Source organism: Streptomyces sp. NBC_00490 (genome assembly GCF_036013645.1).
Classification (GTDB): Bacteria; Actinomycetota; Actinomycetes; order Streptomycetales; family Streptomycetaceae; genus Streptomyces; species Streptomyces canus_F.
Genome location: NZ_CP107869.1, coordinates 6,878,366 through 6,892,846, shown reverse-complemented (window position 1 = coordinate 6,892,846; position 14,481 = coordinate 6,878,366). Strand labels below are relative to the sequence as shown.

The following is a 14,481-nucleotide window of genomic DNA, read 5'->3' as shown; positions in this document are numbered from 1 at the left end:
CCGCCTGGGGGGCGGTGCGGCGGTGCGCCTGCGGGGGCGTCCCGCTTGGAGGCGGCGCGCGAGCGTGGGTGCCCCGCCTGGGGGCGGTGCGCATGCGTGGGTGCCCCGCCTGGGGGCGGTGCGCATGCGTGGGTGGTGCCCCGCCGGGGGCGAATGCGGCTGCGTTCCGCCTGGGGGGCGGTGCGGCGGTGCACCTGCGGGGGCGTCCCGCTTGGAGGCGGCGCGCGAGCGTGGGTGTCCCACCTGGGGGCGGTGCGTATGCGTGGGTGGCGCCCCGCCGGGGGCGGTGCGGCTGCGTTCCGCCTGGGCGGTGCGCGCGGGGCCGACCCGCCTGGGGGCGGTGCGGCGGTGCGCCTGCGGGTGCGTCCCGCTTGGGGGGCAGTGCGCATGCGTCTGTGGTGCCCGTCGGGGGCCGGGGCGTTGCGGCTCACTGTCCGCCGCGCCCCGAAGGGGCGCGGGGAACTGCGCGACCAGCCACGACGGAGCCGCACCGTGCTTCCAGGGGCGCTCAGTCGGTGAGGTGACGCTCCACCGTTGCCACCTTGGAGGTCAGGCCGTCGGTCACGCCCGGGCGGATGTCCGCCTTGAGGACCAGGGAGACGCGCGGGGCGCGTGCCTCGACCGCGGCGACGGCGCGCTTCACGACGTCCATGACCTCGTCCCAGTCGCCCTCGATCGAGGTGAACATCGCGTCGGTGCGGTTGGGGAGGCCCGATTCGCGGACGACGCGGACGGCGTCGGCGACGTACTCCCCCACCTCGTCGCCGACGCCGAGCGGGGTGACGGAGAAGGCGACGATCACGACGCCTTCACCGCGCTCTCCTGGCGGGCGCGGGAGGCGATGACCGCGTCCTCGGCCTCGCGCTTGAGCTTGCGCTCGGCGAAGAAGCCGCCGGTGGGCAGGACCGAGAGGACGAAGTAGAGGGCGGCGGTCTTCACGGGCCACTTCGTGCGGTTCCAGGCGTCGGCCCAGAAGATCACGTAGAGGACGAACAGGACGCCGTGGACCATGCCCATCACGGGCACCGCGTTGAACTCCGTGGTCCGCTTCAGGACCGAGCAGACGAGCAGGAGCAGGAACGAGACCGCCTCGGGGGCGGAGACGAGGCGGAGGCGGCGGAGGGCGCTGGCGGTCTTGAGGTCCACGGGTCACCTTCGGTGGAGGGGCGTCGACGCTTTGTGAATGCGTGCACAAACGTTTGTCCATTGTGGCAAACGGCCGAGCGGGGACAGGCTGGGGGGTCCGTCGTCGGTGTCTCGCAGCCAGGAGCGCGTGTGCAGTTCGTCTTCTTCATGACCCTGCCGGGACTGGTCGTGCTGCTCACTGTGCTGGCCTTCGTCGATCAGCTGCTGCTGCGGGCCGGCCGGGCCGGAGCGCTGCCCTGGCGCAACGCTGCCCGGCAGGGGCAGGTCTCCGCGACCGGCTTCGAGCAACTGCACGCCGCCCTCTCGCCCGGCAAGCAGAGCGAGCTGAAGGAACGCCAGAGCGCGCTGGTGATGCGGGACGACGAGGAGGACGGCGCGCCCCCGCACTCCACCGTCGACCTGACCTCGGGGAAGGCGGTCATACGGCTGCCCGGAGCCCGTCGCTGACCCCCTAGGGGTGCGATCAGGGTCCCTCTCCACCCACGGGCTCTGTCGGCAAGGCCTTTCCGCGGGCTACCTTCGCAGCGTGGCGATGTTCCGACTTCAAGGAAGCAAGGTGCTCGCCGTCGAGATGACCGGGGACGCCGTGAAGGCGAAGAACGGCTCGATGGTCGCGTACGACGGACAGATGGCGTTCAAGAAGCTCAGCGGTGGCGGTGAGGGCATCCGGGGCATGGTGACCCGGCGGATCACCGGTGAGCAGATGACGGTGATGGAGGTGAGGGGGCAGGGGACCTGCTGGTTCGCCGATCGCGCCTCCGAGATCAATCTCGTCGGTCTCCAGGGGGACAAGCTCTACGTGGAGTCGAGCAATCTACTCGCGACCGACGGGGGGCTGCGGACGGGGACCACTTTCACGGGGCTGCGCGGCGCCTCGCAGGGCAACGGGCTGTTCACGACCACCGTCGAGGGCCATGGCCAGGCGGCGATCACCTCGGACGGTCCGGCCGTGGTGCTGCGGGTCAGCCCGCAGTACCCGCTGAGCGTCGACCCGGGGGCGTACATCGCGCACCAGGGGAATCTGCGGCAGTCCTTCCAGTCCGGTGTGACATTCCGCACCCTCATGGGAGAGGGCGGCGGCGAGGCCTTCCAGATCCGCTTCGAGGGGGACGGTCTGGTGTACGTCCAGCCCAGTGAGCGGAACACGATCGCGGGGGATGTCTGAGATGGCCTTCCGTGAGCTGAACTCGAAGATGGTCGAGGCGACCGTCATGCCCGGGCAGCGGCTGTTCAGTCAGCGCGGCGCGATGCTCGCCTACCGGGGCGAGGTGTCCTTCACGCCCAACACCCAGGGCGGCCAGGGCGGGATCGCGTCGATGATCGGGCGCCGGGTCGCGGGCGAGGTCACTCCCCTGATGACCGTGGAGGGCAGCGGCACCGTCCTGTTCGGGCACGGCGGCCACCACGTCCAGGTGATCAACCTCACCGGCGACACCCTGTACGTCGAGGCGGACCGCCTTCTCGCCTTCGAGGGCACCCTCGATCAGGGCACGATGTTCATGGGCTCGCAGGGCGGCGTCATGGGCATGGTCCGCGGCCAGGTCACCGGCCAGGGGCTGTTCACCACCACCCTCAAGGGACACGGCTCGGTCGCCGTGATGGCCCACGGCGGCGTCATCGAGCTGCCGATCACCCCGCAGCGTCCGGTCCATGTCGACCCGCAGGCCTACGTCGCCCACCACGGGGACGTCCGCAACAAGCTGTCCACCGCGCTCGGCTGGCGCGACATGGTGGGCCGCGGCTCCGGCGAGGCCTTCCAGCTGGAGCTCAGTGGTCACGGATCGGTGTTCGTCCAGGCGTCGGAGGAGAAGCTGTGAGCACCTACCCGGGCGCGGGCCCCACCGTCCACGACCCCGCGACACTGCCCGTCGACGACAACGTGAACAACTACACCTTCTGCGTGGAGCTCAAGGGGAGCCAGTGGTTCCTGCAGAAGGGGAAGATGATCGCCTACTACGGTTCGATCGATTTCAACGGTGTCGGGCACGGGCGACTCGACCGACTTGTCCGTACGTCCTTCCATTCGCCTCTGCACGCTAGCGACTGGGTCGTGGCCGAGGGTTCGGGCAAGATGCTGCTCGCCGACCGGGCCTTCGACGTGAATTCGTACGATCTCGAGAACGGCAACCTGACCATTCGCTCAGGCAACCTGCTCGCTTTTCAGCCAAGTCTCGCCCTCAAGCAATCGATCGTGCCGGGTTTTCTGACCCTGATCGGAACCGGAAAGTTCGTGGCCGCATCTAACGGCCCGGTGGTGTTCATGGAACCCCCGATCCGGGTGGACCCGCAGGCGCTCGTCGGCTGGGCCGACTGCCCGTCGCCGTGCCATCACTACGACCACGGCTACATGACCGGTCTGATGGGCGGTCTACGTGCGATGACGGGCCTGGGCGGGGCCTCTGGGGAGGAGCATCAGTTCGAGTTCGTGGGGGCCGGCACCGTACTGCTCCAGTCGTCCGAGGCACTGATGGCGGAGCAGGCCACGGGGGCGGTTCCCCAGCAGGCCGGAGTACCCGGTTCCGGAGTGCCCTCCACAGGCCCTTCACAGCAGGCGGGCACACCGCGCCTTCCCGGACAGCTGGGGGACCTCCAGCGTCGCTTCGGGCTGTGAGCGGTAGTCTGCGGAGTGTGACGTCGAACGTGTGCACGCCGTCACGCCGAAACCCTCACTAGTTCGCCTTTCAACTTCTTAGGTAGACTTCATTCATGGAGACCGAGACGGCCACGCCCTGGCTGACTGATGCGGAGCAGTGCGCCTGGCGCACCCACCTGGAGGTCAACAGGCTGTTGACGTACCAGCTCGAGAAGGACCTCCAGCCGTTCGGCCTGACAATGAACGACTACGAGATCCTGGTGAATCTCTCCGAGTCGGAGGACGTACGGATGCGGATGAGCGATCTCGCGTCCGCCACCCTCCAGTCCAAGAGTCGCCTCTCGCACCAGATCACCCGTATGGAGAACGCGGACCTGGTGCGGCGCGAGAACTGCGAGTCGGACCGCCGCGGTCTGTACGCGGTCCTGACCGAGCACGGCATGGAGACGATGAAGAAGGTCGCGCCACACCACGTGGCGTCTGTGCGGCGCCACTTCATCGACCTGCTGAACCCCGACTCCCTGGCGGAGCTCGACAAGTCCCTCAAGCCCATCGCGGAGCATCTGCGCGGCCAGCGCGGGCGCCCCTGACCGGGTAACGACAGCTAACCGAGCGGCAGGCGGAGTTCGAACAGGGCTCCGCCTGCCGGTGCGTCGCGGACCGTGAGCGTGCCGCCGTGACGTGCGGCGACGTCCGGGCGATGGCGAGCCCGAGCCCGGCGCCGCCGCCATCACGGCTGCGGGCCTGGTCGTCGACGGCGGCCCACGCCCCGTCCCGCCGTACGGTCACACCGACCGCCGAACGGGCGTGCCGCTGGGCGTGGTCAAGCAGATCACCGATCACCCGCCCCAGCCGGCTCCGGGCCCCGGCCACCTCCACGTCCGCCAACTCGACGGCCACCCCGTCGCGCGCCCGCGCCTCCCGGCGACCAGCAGATCGGCGGCGAGCCGCAGGAGTCGTACGGTGTCCTGCACTGCGCGTGCCCGGGACGTCCAGCAACTCCGGATGGGCGGCGCCCACTCTCGCCGGGTTCGCGGGCGGTGCCGTCGTCCGCGTCGTCGTCGCCCGAGCCGCTCGAGCTGCCCGGTACGCCTGGGCCTTCACCGCGTCGGTGGCGGTGCCGCTGATCCGCTCCAGGCCGTCGCTGACCGCGACCAGCGTGCCGTTCGCGTCGACGACCTGGACCGGGTTCTCGTCGGCCAGGTCAAGGTCGGCGTAGCACTTCCCGGTGGCGAGCAGGGTGGCCACGCCGCGTGCCGAGCGTTCCGCCTGGGTGTCCGCCCGTCGATGAGGCGCCACGTACGTAAAGGTTCGCAAAGCCGAGCTGAAGATCGCTTCAGGTGGCTTCAGGTTCCCCTCAGTGTCGATCGGCGATGTTTGGTCATGTCGAAAGCGAGCGAATCGCTGAAACCGAGTGAAGCCGACCGAATAGGCAGGAAAACCTCATGAAGCGCAACATCGTCATCGCCACCCTGACCGCCGCCGCCCTGGTCACCGGCGGGACCGTCGCGGCCTTCGCGGCGGGCGACGACGACACGACGGCGCAGCGTCAGGCGAGCGCCGGCGCGCAGGTGATCGCGGATCGGGACGACGCCGACGACGTGAACGACCGCGACGACGACGACCGTACGGCGACCGCCGACGGGGACGTCACCGCCGCCGAGGCGATCGCGGCCGCGCTCAAGCACACCCCGGGCACCGCCGTCTCCGCCGACGTGGACGACGACGGCGCCGACGCCGGCACGTGGGACGTGGACGTGGTCAAGGGCGACGGCGCCGAGTACAGCGTCAACGTCGCCCCGGACACCGGCAAGGTCCTCGGCGCCCACCGCGACGCCGACGAGGACAACGACAGCGAGGACCGCGCCGAACTGGCCGCGCTGAAGGGCGCCGAGTTCGACGCCCGTGAGATCGCGAAGGCGGCCGCGGCCAAGGGCACGGTCACCGAGGTCGGCGTCGACGACGACAACGGCACCGTGGCGTGGAGCGTGGAGACCGTGAAGAACAAGGTGACCTCCGAGTGGAAGGGCGCCCTCGACACGGGCAAGCTCACCCAGGACCAGGACGACTGACCTTCCCCTCCGCAGAGGGCCCGGCCTCCCCCGCCGGGCCCTCGGATCCCCCCACCCGGCGGGCGCGGCTTCTGGCCGCGCCCGCCGGTCTCGTCATACGGCGGCCAGGGCTGCCTTCGCCTCAGCCGTACGGCCGCGCCGGGCGCCTTTCGCCACGGCCAGTGCCGTCAGGACGACGGCCGCGCCGGTCACCGCGAAGCACCCGGCCACCGGCAGCCGTCCCGCGAGGACACCGGCCGCGGCCGTACCGGCCGTGCTCCCGGCGTTGACCGCCGTGTTGACCCAGGCACCGGCCCGGGTGCGCGCCGCGTCGGCGACGGCCTCGTCCGCGAGGAGATACGCGGTGGTGAGGGCCGGCGACACGAAGAAGCCGGCCACCGTCATGGCCAGGGTGAGCGTGCCCAGGCCCGGGGCGAGACCGGCGCCGAGGAGCGCGAGACCGAGGCCCGCCGTCAGCAGGGCCAGCCGGACCGGGGCGGACATACGCCAGTGGACGGCACCGTTCAGCAGGCCGCCGACGGCGCTCCCGGCGGACAGCGCGGCCAGTACCCAGGCCACGCTCGCCCCGCCGTGGTGGTGCCGTTCGGCGAAGACCATGACCAGCAGATCGAGCACACCGAGAGCGATCCCGACGGCCACGGCGGCGGTGACGGGCCGTCCGATCCTCCGCAGCACGGGACGACCGCGCCCGCCCCGGCCGTCGGCCCCACTGCGGCCCGCGGGCGCCATGCCCCGCACCACCGGCGACGACACGAACCCGACCGCCCCCGTCACCATCAGCGCCGCCCCCACGACGATCCCGGCCGCCGGCGCGGCGACCCCGACCAGGACGCCCACCAGCAGCGGGCCCGAGACGAAGAGCAGTTCCTCGGCGACGGCGTCGAGGCTGTACGCGCGTTGCAGCAGGTCGCGGTCCGGGGCGAGCCGGCTCCAGACGGTCCGCATGGTCGGGCCGAGCGGCGGCACGCAGGCGCCGGCGAGGGCGGTGAGGGCGCCCAGGACGTACGCCGGCGCGCCGGGCCGCCAGACGGCCGCGGTCAGCAGACCGAGCAGGACGGTGTAGGCGACGAGCATCGGCACGAGCGCCCGGCGCGGCCCGTACCGGTCGATCAGCGAGGCCCTCGCGGGCGCCAGGAAGACGACGGTGGCGCCGAACAGGGCCATCACGGTGCCCGCCACGGCGTACGAGCCGGAGGCGCGGGTCACGGCGAGCATCACGGACAGCGGGACGATGCCGTACGACAGTCTGCCGACCAGGGCGGTGGCGAAGGTGCGGCGGGCATGCGGAATGCGCAGTACGCGCGCGTAGGACGCGGACATGGTGAGTTCCTCGGAGAAGAGGCGGAAGGCGGACACCGGGGAGTCACGGGAGCGGTGTGCTCGACCGTGACTCGGTGTGCGCTCTATGCCAGGGAGAGGAACATGCGGATCAACGTATCAGCGGCGCCGCGGAGTTGACCAGGGCGCCTCAGCCCTGCGTCAGGCCCGCCACCAGCTCGTCGGCCGCCCTGTACGGGTCCAGTTCCCCGGCCACGATCCGGTCCGCCAGCGCGTCCAGGCGCCGGTCCCCGTGCAGGTCGCCGATCCTCTCGCGCAGGGCCGTGACCGCGATGGTCTCCACCTCGCGGGCGGCGCGGGCGCGGCGGCGCTCGGCCAGGACGCCGCGCTCCTCCATCCAGGCGCGGTGCTTCTCCAGCGCCTCGACGACCTCGTCGATGCCCTCGGAGCGGGCGGCGACCGTCTTCACGATGGGCGGGCGCCAGTCGCCGGGGCCGCGGGACTCGCCGAGGCCCAGCATGTGGTTGAGCTCGCGGGCGGTGGCGTCGGCGCCGTCCCGGTCGGCCTTGTTGACGACGTACACATCGCCGATCTCCAGGATTCCGGCCTTGGCCGCCTGGATGCCGTCGCCCATGCCCGGGGCGAGGAGGACGACGCTGGTGTCCGCCTGCGAGGCGATCTCGACCTCCGACTGGCCGACGCCGACCGTCTCGACCAGGACGACGTCGCAGCCCGCCGCGTCCAGGACCCGGATCGCCTGCGGGGCCGACCAGGCCAGGCCGCCGAGGTGGCCGCGGGTGGCCATCGAGCGGATGTAGACGCCCGGGTCGGAGGCGTGGTCCGACATCCGGACGCGGTCGCCCAGCAGGGCGCCGCCCGAGAAGGGCGAGGACGGGTCGACGGCCAGGACGCCGACCCGCCTGCCCTGCTTGCGGTACGCGGTGACCAGGGCGGACGTGGACGTGGACTTGCCCACGCCCGGCGAGCCGGTGAGGCCCACGACGTACGCGTTGCCCGTCAGCGGGGCGAGCGCCGCCATGACCTCCCTGAGCTGCGGGGACGCCCCCTCCACCAGGGAGATCAGCCGGGCCACGGCACGTGGCCTGCCCTCCCTCGCCTGGGCCACCAGAGAGGAGACGTCCTGCATCACAGCTCCGATCCGTGAGAAAAGTACAGCTCAGGCCTTGGGTACCCGCACGATGAGCGCGTCACCCTGACCGCCGCCGCCGCACAGCGCGGCCGCGCCGACACCGCCGCCGCGCCGCTTCAGCTCCAGTGCCAGGTGCAGCACCAGACGGGCGCCGGACATGCCGATCGGGTGGCCCAGGGCGATGGCACCGCCGTTGACGTTCACCGTTTCGGAGGACACCCCGAGGTCCTTCATTGACTGGACCGCGACGGCGGCGAAGGCCTCGTTGATCTCGATCAGGTCGAGGTCGGAGACGTCCAGGCCCTCCTTCTTCAGGGCGTGGAGGATGGCGTTGGACGGCTGGGACTGGAGGGAGTTGTCCGGTCCCGCCACATTGCCGTGGGCGCCGATCTCGGCGATCCACTCCAGGCCGAGCTCCTGCGCCTTGGTCTTGCTCATCACGACCACGGCCGCGGCACCGTCGGAGATCTGCGAGGAGGTGCCCGCCGTGATGGTGCCGTCGCGGGTGAACGCCGGGCGCAGCTTGCCCAGGGACTCCGCGGTCGTCTCCGCGCGGATGCCCTCGTCCTTGCTGAAGACGACCGGCTCGCCCTTGCGCTGCGGGATCTCGATCGGGGTGATCTCGGCCTCGAAGAGGCCGTTCTTCTGGGCGGCGGCGGCGCGCTGGTGGGACAGGGCGGCGATCTCGTCCTGCTCGGCGCGCTGGATGCCGAGGCGGGTGTTGTGCTTCTCGGTCGACTCGCCCATGGGGATGTTCTCCCACGGGTCGGTCAGACCGTCGTACGCCATGGCGTCGAGCATCTCGATGGCGCCGTACTTGAAGCCCTCGCGGGACTTCGGGAGCAGGTGGGGGGCGTTGGTCATGGACTCCTGGCCGCCCGCGACGATCACGTCGAACTCGCCCGCGCGGATCAGCTGGTCGGCCAGCGCGATCGCGTCGAGGCCCGACAGACAGACCTTGTTGATGGTGAGCGCCGGGACGCCCATCGGGATGCCGGCCTTGACCGCGGCCTGGCGCGCCGGGATCTGGCCGGCCCCGGCCTGGAGCACCTGGCCCATGATCACGTACTGCACCTGGTCGCCGCCGATCCCCGCACGGTCGAGGGCGGCCTTGATCGCGAAGCCGCCGAGGTCGGCTCCGGAGAAGGACTTGAGTGAGCCGAGCAACCGTCCCATCGGGGTGCGGGCACCCGCCACGATGACGGACGTCGTGCTGTTCGAACCAGACATGAGGTGCGATCCCCTTTCAGCTGCACAGCTGAGGAGTGAACGAGGGTTTACTTCGAATGTACTGAGTGGCACTCCGTGCCGTCACCGGGCTGTCGGTGTGATCGCGCGCACGTTGCGTAACCACCTCCGGAGCGCTGCACTGAGTTCCATGCTGACGCGAATCGACCACATCGGGATCGCCTGTTTCGACCTGGACAAGACTGTCGAGTTCTACCGGGCCACCTACGGCTTCGAGGTGTACCACTCCGAGGTCAACGAGGAGCAGGGCGTGCGCGAGGCCATGCTCAAGATCAACGAGACGTCGGACGGCGGAGCTTCCTACCTGCAGCTCCTCGAACCGACCCGCGAGGACTCCACCGTCGCGAAGTGGCTCGCCAAGAACGGTGAGGGCGTGCACCACATCGCTTTCGGTACGGCGGATGTGGACGGCGAGTCCGCCGACATCCGCGGCAAGGGCGTACGCGTCCTGTACGAGGAGCCGCGACGCGGCTCCATGGGGTCACGGATCACGTTCCTGCATCCCAAGGATTGCCATGGAGTACTGACAGAACTGGTCACTTCGGCGCCTGTTGAGTCACCTGAGCACTGACCCCCGTACATATGGGCCGGTAGGGTTGGGGGCGGTCGCCGCTCTTGGGGGGCGACCTGGCTCCCCCGGTCAAAGGTGGTGCCTGCCCCGCGACGTCTGGTACGCACGCTCGCCGCGTTGCCGAAAGGCCCTAGTAGCTCCGCTACGAGGACCTTCCGGCGCCTTGCGATCGCACGCACCAGACGCCGCGGGGCCCGCCCTTCGGGCGGACGACACCACCTTTGACCGGAGAAGCCGCCGGGGTCCGGGTTTCGGGGGACAAGCGTCGGGGCGGCAGCCCTTGCTCCGCCGTTGATCTGACACCATTCCCCGGGGGCCCCGTTCGGCGGATGGACGGAGCTCGTTTGGGCAGACACGCGACCAGGGGACGGATGGGACCGCGCAGTGCGGGGCTACGAAAGCCAGGAGCGAGTGCCGGCGGCTGACGTCGACCACCTCTCTCGGTTCGAGGCCGAGATGGACCGGCTGAAGACCGAGCGGGAAAAGGCGATCCAGCACGCCGAGGACCTCGGCTACCAGGTCGAGGTGCTGCGCGCCAAGTTGCACGAGGCGCGGCGCACCCTCATGTCCCGACCGTCCTACGACGGCGGCGACATCGGCTATCAAGCCGAACAGTTGCTCCGCAACGCCCAGATCCAGGCCGATCAGCTGCGCCAGGACGCCGAGCGCGAGCTGAGCCAGGCGCGGGCGCAGACCCAGCGCATCCTCCAGGAGCACGCCGAGAACGCGGCGCGGCTCCAGGCGGAGCTGCACCAGGAGGCGGTCACCCGCCGCCAGCAGCTGGACCAGGAGCTCTCCGAGCGCCGCCAGACCGTCGAGTCGCACGTCAACGAGAACGTGGCGTGGGCCGAGCAGCTGCGCGCCCGTACCGAGCAGCAGGCCCGCCGGCTCCTGGAGGAGTCCCGCGCGGAGGCCGAGCAGGCCATGGCCGCCGCCCGCGCGGAGGCCGAGCGGGTCGCCGCCGAGGCCCGCCAGCGGCTCCAGAGCGAGGCCGAGACGGCCCGCGCGGAGGCCGAGCAACTGCTGCGCCGCGCCCGCACGGACGCCGAGCGGCTGCTGAACGCCGCGTCCACGCAGGCCCAGGAGGCCACCGACCACGCCGAGCAGTTGCGCAACTCCACGGCGAGCGAGTCGGACAGCGCCCGCCGTGAGGCGACCGAGCTGAGCCGCGCGGCCGAACAGCGGATGACGGAGGCCGAGGAGGCGCTCCGCAAGGCGCAGAGCGAGGCCGAGAAGCTGCTCGCCGAGGCCAAGGCGAGCGCCGAGAAGACGCTCTCCAGCGCCGAGTCGGCCAACGAGCAGCGCACGCGTACGGCCAAGGAGCAGGTCGCGCGGCTGGTCACCGAGGCCACCAAGGAGGCCGAGGCCACCAAGGCGGACGCCGAGCAGCTCGTCGCGGACGCCCGCGCGGAGGCCGAGAAGATCGTCGCCCAGGCCTCCGAGAAGGCCCGCACGCTCACCGCCGAGGAGACCGCGTCCCAGCTGGGCAAGGCCGCCAAGACCGCCGAGGACGTCCTCACCAAGGCGTCCGAGGACGCCCGTAGGACCACCAAGGCCGCCGCCGAGGAGGCCGAGCGGATCCGTTCCGAGGCCGAGGCCGAGGCGGACCGGCTGCGCGCCGAGGCGCATGACATCGCCGAGCAGCTCAAGGGCTCGGCGAAGGACGACACCAAGGAGTACCGGGCCAAGACGGTCGAGCTCCAGGAGGAGGCCCGCCGGCTGCGCGGCGAGGCCGAGCAGCTGCGCGCCGACGCGGTCGCCGAGGGCGAGAAGATCCGCGCGGAGGCCCGCAAGGAGGCCGTCCAGCAGATCGAGGAGGCGGCCAAGACCGCCGAGGAACTGCTGGCGAAGGCCAAGCAGGACGCGGACGAGCTGCGTCAGACGGCCACGACGGACAGCGAGAAGGTCCGCACCGAGGCAATCGAGCGCGCCACCACGCTGCGCCGGCAGGCCGAGGAGACCCTGGAGCGCACCCGCCAGGAGGCCGAGCGGCACCGCGCGGAGGTGATCGAGCAGTCCGAGGGCATCAAGGCGGACGCCGAGCGGGCCGCGCGCGAGCTGCACGAGGAGACCGAGCAGGCCATAGCGGCCCGCCGGGCCGAGGCCGCCGAGGAACTGACCCGGCTGCGCACCGACGCCGAGGAGCGGCTCGCCGCCGCCGAGCAGGCGCTGACCGACGCTCGCGCCGAGGCCGCACGGATCCGTCGCGAGGCCGTCGAGGAGAGCGAGCGGCTGCGCTCCGAGTCCGCCGAGCGGATCCGCACCCTGCAGCAGCAGGCCGAGGCGGAGGCCGAACGGCTGCGCAACGAGGCCGCCTCCGACGCGTCCGCGTCCCGCGCGGAGGGCGAGGCCATCGCCGTACGGCTGCGTTCGGCGGCCGCGGCCGAGGCCGAGCAGCTGAAGGCGGAGGCCCAGGACACCGCCGACCGGGTCCGTGCGGAGGCGCAGGCCGCCGCCGAGCGGCTCGCGACGGAGGCGTCCGAGACGCTGGCCGCCGCCCAGGAGGAGGCCGTCCGGCGCCGCCGCGAGGCCGAGGAGACCCTCGGCTCGGCGCGCCAGGAGGCCGACCAGGAGCGCCAGCGGGCCCGCGAGCAGAGCGAGGAGCTGCTGGCCTCCGCACGCAACCGTGTGGAGGAGGCGCAGGCCGAGGCGGTGCGGCTGGTCGAGGAGGCCGACCGGCGCGCCACCGAGATGGTGTCGGCGGCCGAACAGCACGCCCAGCAGGTACGGGACTCCGTGGCCGGGCTGCACGAGCAGGCTCAGGAGGAGATCACCGGGCTGCGCAGCGCCGCCGAGCACGCGGCGGAGCGCACCCGGCGCGAGGCCGAGGAGGAGGCGGACCGGGTCCGCGGCGACGCCTACGCCGAGCGGGAGCGGGCCAGCGAGGACGCGGGCCGCGTCCGGCGCGAGGCGAACGAGGAGTCGGAGGCCGCCAAGGCGCTCGCCGAGCGCACCGTCGGGGAGGCGATCGCCGAGGCGGAGCGGCTCAGGTCGGACGCCGCCGAGCACGCCCAGCGGGTGCGCACGGACGCCTCGAACACGATCGCCGAGGCCGACCAGGCCGCCGCCCGTACCCGGGCGGACGCCCGTGAGGACGCCAACCGGATCCGTTCCGACGCGGCCTCGCAGGCCGACGCCCTCATCACCGAGGCGCGCAACGAGGCCGAGCGGCTCACCACGGAGACGCTCGCCGACACCGACCGGCTGCGCACGGACACGGTCAACGAGGCCGAGCGCGTACGGTCCGAGGCGGTCGCCAAGGCCGAGAAGCTGATCGCGGACGCCTCCGGGGACGCGGAGCGGCTGCGCGCCGAGGCCGCCGACACGGTCGGTTCCGCGCAGCAGCACGCCGACCGGGTGCGCGCCGACTCCGAGCGTTTCAAGGCCGACGCGCTGGCCGAGGCCGAGCGGGTCACGACGGCCGCGCGCGAGGAGGCCGAGCGGACCCTCGACGAGGCCCGCAAGGACGCCAACAAGCGGCGCCAGGACGTGGCCGAGCAGGTCGACACGCTCATCACGGAGACCACGGCCGAGGCGGACAAGCTCCTCACCGAGGCGCAGCAGCAGGCCCACAAGACCACCGCGGACGCGGAGGGGCAGGCCGACTCCATGGTGGGCGCGGCCCGCTCGGAGGCGGACCGGCTGATCTCGGAGGCGACCGTCGAGGGCAACTCCCTGGTGGAGAAGGCCCGTACGGACGCGGACGAGCTGCTCGTCGGTGCCCGCCGGGACGCCACCGCCATAAGGGAGCGCGCCGAGGAGCTGCGGGAGCGCATCACGGCCGAGATCGAGGACCTGCACGAGCGGGCCCGCCGCGAGGCCGCCGAGACGATGAGGTCGACCGGCGACCGCTGCGACGCGCTCATCAAGGCGTCCGAGGAGCAGCTGGCGAAGGCGCAGGCGAAGGCCAAGGAGCTGGTCTCGGAGGCGAACTCCGAGGCGGGCAAGGTCCGTATCGCCGCCGTGAAGAAGGCCGAGGGGCTCCTGAAGGAGGCCGAGCAGAAGAAGGCGACGCTCGTGCGGGAGGCCGAGGAGCTGAAGGCGGAGGCGATCCGCGAGGCCCGGCGCACGGTGGAGGAAGGCAAGCGCGAGCTGGAGATCCTGGTGCGTCGCCGCGAGGACATCAACGCCGAGATCTCCCGTGTCCAGGACGTCCTGGAGGCGTTGGAATCCTTCGAGGCTCCTTCGGCGGGCAAGGACGGTGGCGTCAAGGCCGGCGTCACGGTCGGCGCCCCTCGATCGGGTGGCAAGCCGTCCGACAGTTAGGCGTCGGACAGCTGTCCGAAGGCTGACCGACAGGTCGAATTCCGGTGCCGTCTGGGGCCTTTGACCAAGTTTTTGGCAAGCCGTCCCGGGGTTAGCCACTCAAAAGGGGTGTCATTCTCCAGATCAAACACGTATCCGCTCGATGACACACCGCTTC

The 14,481-nt window shown here is 71.6% G+C and carries 13 protein-coding genes and 1 pseudogene; 8 read left to right on the top strand and 6 right to left on the bottom strand.

The genetic code is table 11. The features are described from left to right. Window positions 1-508: 508 nt before the first annotated feature. Window positions 509-802 carry an MTH1187 family thiamine-binding protein gene (locus OG381_RS31685; RefSeq protein ID WP_266821886.1) on the bottom strand — a complete coding sequence of 98 codons (294 nt, stop codon included), beginning with the start codon at window positions 800-802 and terminating at the stop codon, window positions 509-511. Beyond that, window positions 799-1,146 carry a DUF3817 domain-containing protein gene (locus OG381_RS31680; protein ID WP_327719443.1) on the bottom strand — a complete coding sequence of 116 codons (348 nt, stop codon included), beginning with the start codon at window positions 1,144-1,146 and terminating at the stop codon, window positions 799-801. The genes OG381_RS31685 and OG381_RS31680 overlap by 4 nt, the downstream gene beginning before the upstream one ends. A 129-nt stretch (window positions 1,147-1,275) precedes the next feature. Here OG381_RS31680 and OG381_RS31675 point away from each other — a divergent pair, with 129 nt between their 5' ends. The 5 genes from OG381_RS31675 to OG381_RS31655 all read left to right on the top strand — a co-directional run bounded on the left by OG381_RS31675 (window position 1,276) and on the right by OG381_RS31655 (window position 4,329). Beyond that, window positions 1,276-1,593, top strand: coding sequence for a DUF6191 domain-containing protein (locus OG381_RS31675; RefSeq protein WP_327719442.1), 318 nt, complete (start codon window positions 1,276-1,278; stop codon window positions 1,591-1,593). A gap of 85 nt (window positions 1,594-1,678) precedes the next feature. Further along, entirely contained in the window at window positions 1,679-2,311 is a 633-nt protein-coding gene (locus OG381_RS31670; RefSeq protein ID WP_307037188.1) for an AIM24 family protein, read from the top strand. 1 nt (window position 2,312) lies between these two features. After that, a complete protein-coding gene (locus OG381_RS31665; protein ID WP_327722607.1) occupies window positions 2,313-2,963 on the top strand; it encodes an AIM24 family protein in 651 nt (216 codons plus the stop codon). Continuing rightward, a complete protein-coding gene (locus tag OG381_RS31660) occupies window positions 2,960-3,757 on the top strand; it encodes an AIM24 family protein (protein WP_266887941.1) in 798 nt (265 codons plus the stop codon). Before OG381_RS31665 ends, OG381_RS31660 begins: the two co-directional genes overlap by 4 nt. Before the next feature lie 95 nt (window positions 3,758-3,852). Further along, window positions 3,853-4,329: a MarR family winged helix-turn-helix transcriptional regulator gene (locus OG381_RS31655; protein ID WP_327719441.1), complete on the top strand. Its 477-nt coding sequence runs from the start codon at window positions 3,853-3,855 to the stop codon at window positions 4,327-4,329. 14 nt (window positions 4,330-4,343) lie between these two features. On the opposite strand, the pseudogene OG381_RS49680 reads toward OG381_RS31655, so the two are convergent. After that, window positions 4,344-4,489 (bottom strand): annotated as a pseudogene (locus tag OG381_RS49680) (ATP-binding protein); the annotation flags it as partial. Between the two features lie 695 nt (window positions 4,490-5,184). On the opposite strand from OG381_RS49680, the gene OG381_RS31645 reads away from it, so the two are divergent. Then, window positions 5,185-5,811, top strand: coding sequence for a PepSY domain-containing protein (locus OG381_RS31645; protein WP_327719440.1), 627 nt, complete (start codon window positions 5,185-5,187; stop codon window positions 5,809-5,811). A 93-nt stretch (window positions 5,812-5,904) separates the two neighbouring features. Here the strand turns inward: OG381_RS31645 and OG381_RS31640 are convergent, their stop codons facing one another. From OG381_RS31640 to OG381_RS31630, 3 genes are all read right to left on the bottom strand, one after another. Beyond that, entirely contained in the window at window positions 5,905-7,131 is a 1,227-nt protein-coding gene (locus tag OG381_RS31640) for an MFS transporter (RefSeq protein WP_327719439.1), read from the bottom strand. A gap of 148 nt (window positions 7,132-7,279) precedes the next feature. Next, window positions 7,280-8,236 carry a methylmalonyl Co-A mutase-associated GTPase MeaB gene (meaB, locus tag OG381_RS31635; RefSeq protein WP_327719438.1) on the bottom strand — a complete coding sequence of 319 codons (957 nt, stop codon included), beginning with the start codon at window positions 8,234-8,236 and terminating at the stop codon, window positions 7,280-7,282. 30 nt (window positions 8,237-8,266) lie between these two features. Continuing rightward, window positions 8,267-9,469 carry an acetyl-CoA C-acetyltransferase gene (locus OG381_RS31630; RefSeq protein WP_327719437.1) on the bottom strand — a complete coding sequence of 401 codons (1,203 nt, stop codon included), beginning with the start codon at window positions 9,467-9,469 and terminating at the stop codon, window positions 8,267-8,269. 148 nt (window positions 9,470-9,617) lie between these two features. On the opposite strand from OG381_RS31630, the gene mce reads away from it, so the two are divergent. Continuing rightward, window positions 9,618-10,058 (top strand): methylmalonyl-CoA epimerase, encoded by a 441-nt coding sequence (gene mce, locus OG381_RS31625; protein WP_327719436.1) that lies wholly within the window; start codon window positions 9,618-9,620, stop codon window positions 10,056-10,058. A 384-nt stretch (window positions 10,059-10,442) separates the two neighbouring features. Then, window positions 10,443-14,324: a polarized growth protein Scy gene (scy, locus tag OG381_RS31620; RefSeq protein ID WP_327719435.1), complete on the top strand. Its 3,882-nt coding sequence runs from the start codon at window positions 10,443-10,445 to the stop codon at window positions 14,322-14,324. Window positions 14,325-14,481 lie beyond the last annotated feature (157 nt).

Bases quoted from the DNA above. Each gene is read 5' to 3' on its own strand.
- OG381_RS31630 (WP_327719437.1), bottom strand. From the start codon at position 9,469: ATGTCTGGTTCGAACAGCACGACGTCCGTCATCGTGGCGGGTGCCCGC.
- mce (WP_327719436.1), top strand. From the start codon at position 9,618: ATGCTGACGCGAATCGACCACATCGGGATCGCCTGTTTCGACCTGGAC.
- OG381_RS31655 (WP_327719441.1), top strand. From the start codon at position 3,853: ATGGAGACCGAGACGGCCACGCCCTGGCTGACTGATGCGGAGCAGTGC.
- OG381_RS31640 (WP_327719439.1), bottom strand. From the start codon at position 7,131: ATGTCCGCGTCCTACGCGCGCGTACTGCGCATTCCGCATGCCCGCCGC.
- OG381_RS31665 (WP_327722607.1), top strand. From the start codon at position 2,313: ATGGCCTTCCGTGAGCTGAACTCGAAGATGGTCGAGGCGACCGTCATG.
- meaB (WP_327719438.1), bottom strand. From the start codon at position 8,236: ATGCAGGACGTCTCCTCTCTGGTGGCCCAGGCGAGGGAGGGCAGGCCA.
- OG381_RS31670 (WP_307037188.1), top strand. From the start codon at position 1,679: ATGTTCCGACTTCAAGGAAGCAAGGTGCTCGCCGTCGAGATGACCGGG.
- OG381_RS31645 (WP_327719440.1), top strand. From the start codon at position 5,185: ATGAAGCGCAACATCGTCATCGCCACCCTGACCGCCGCCGCCCTGGTC.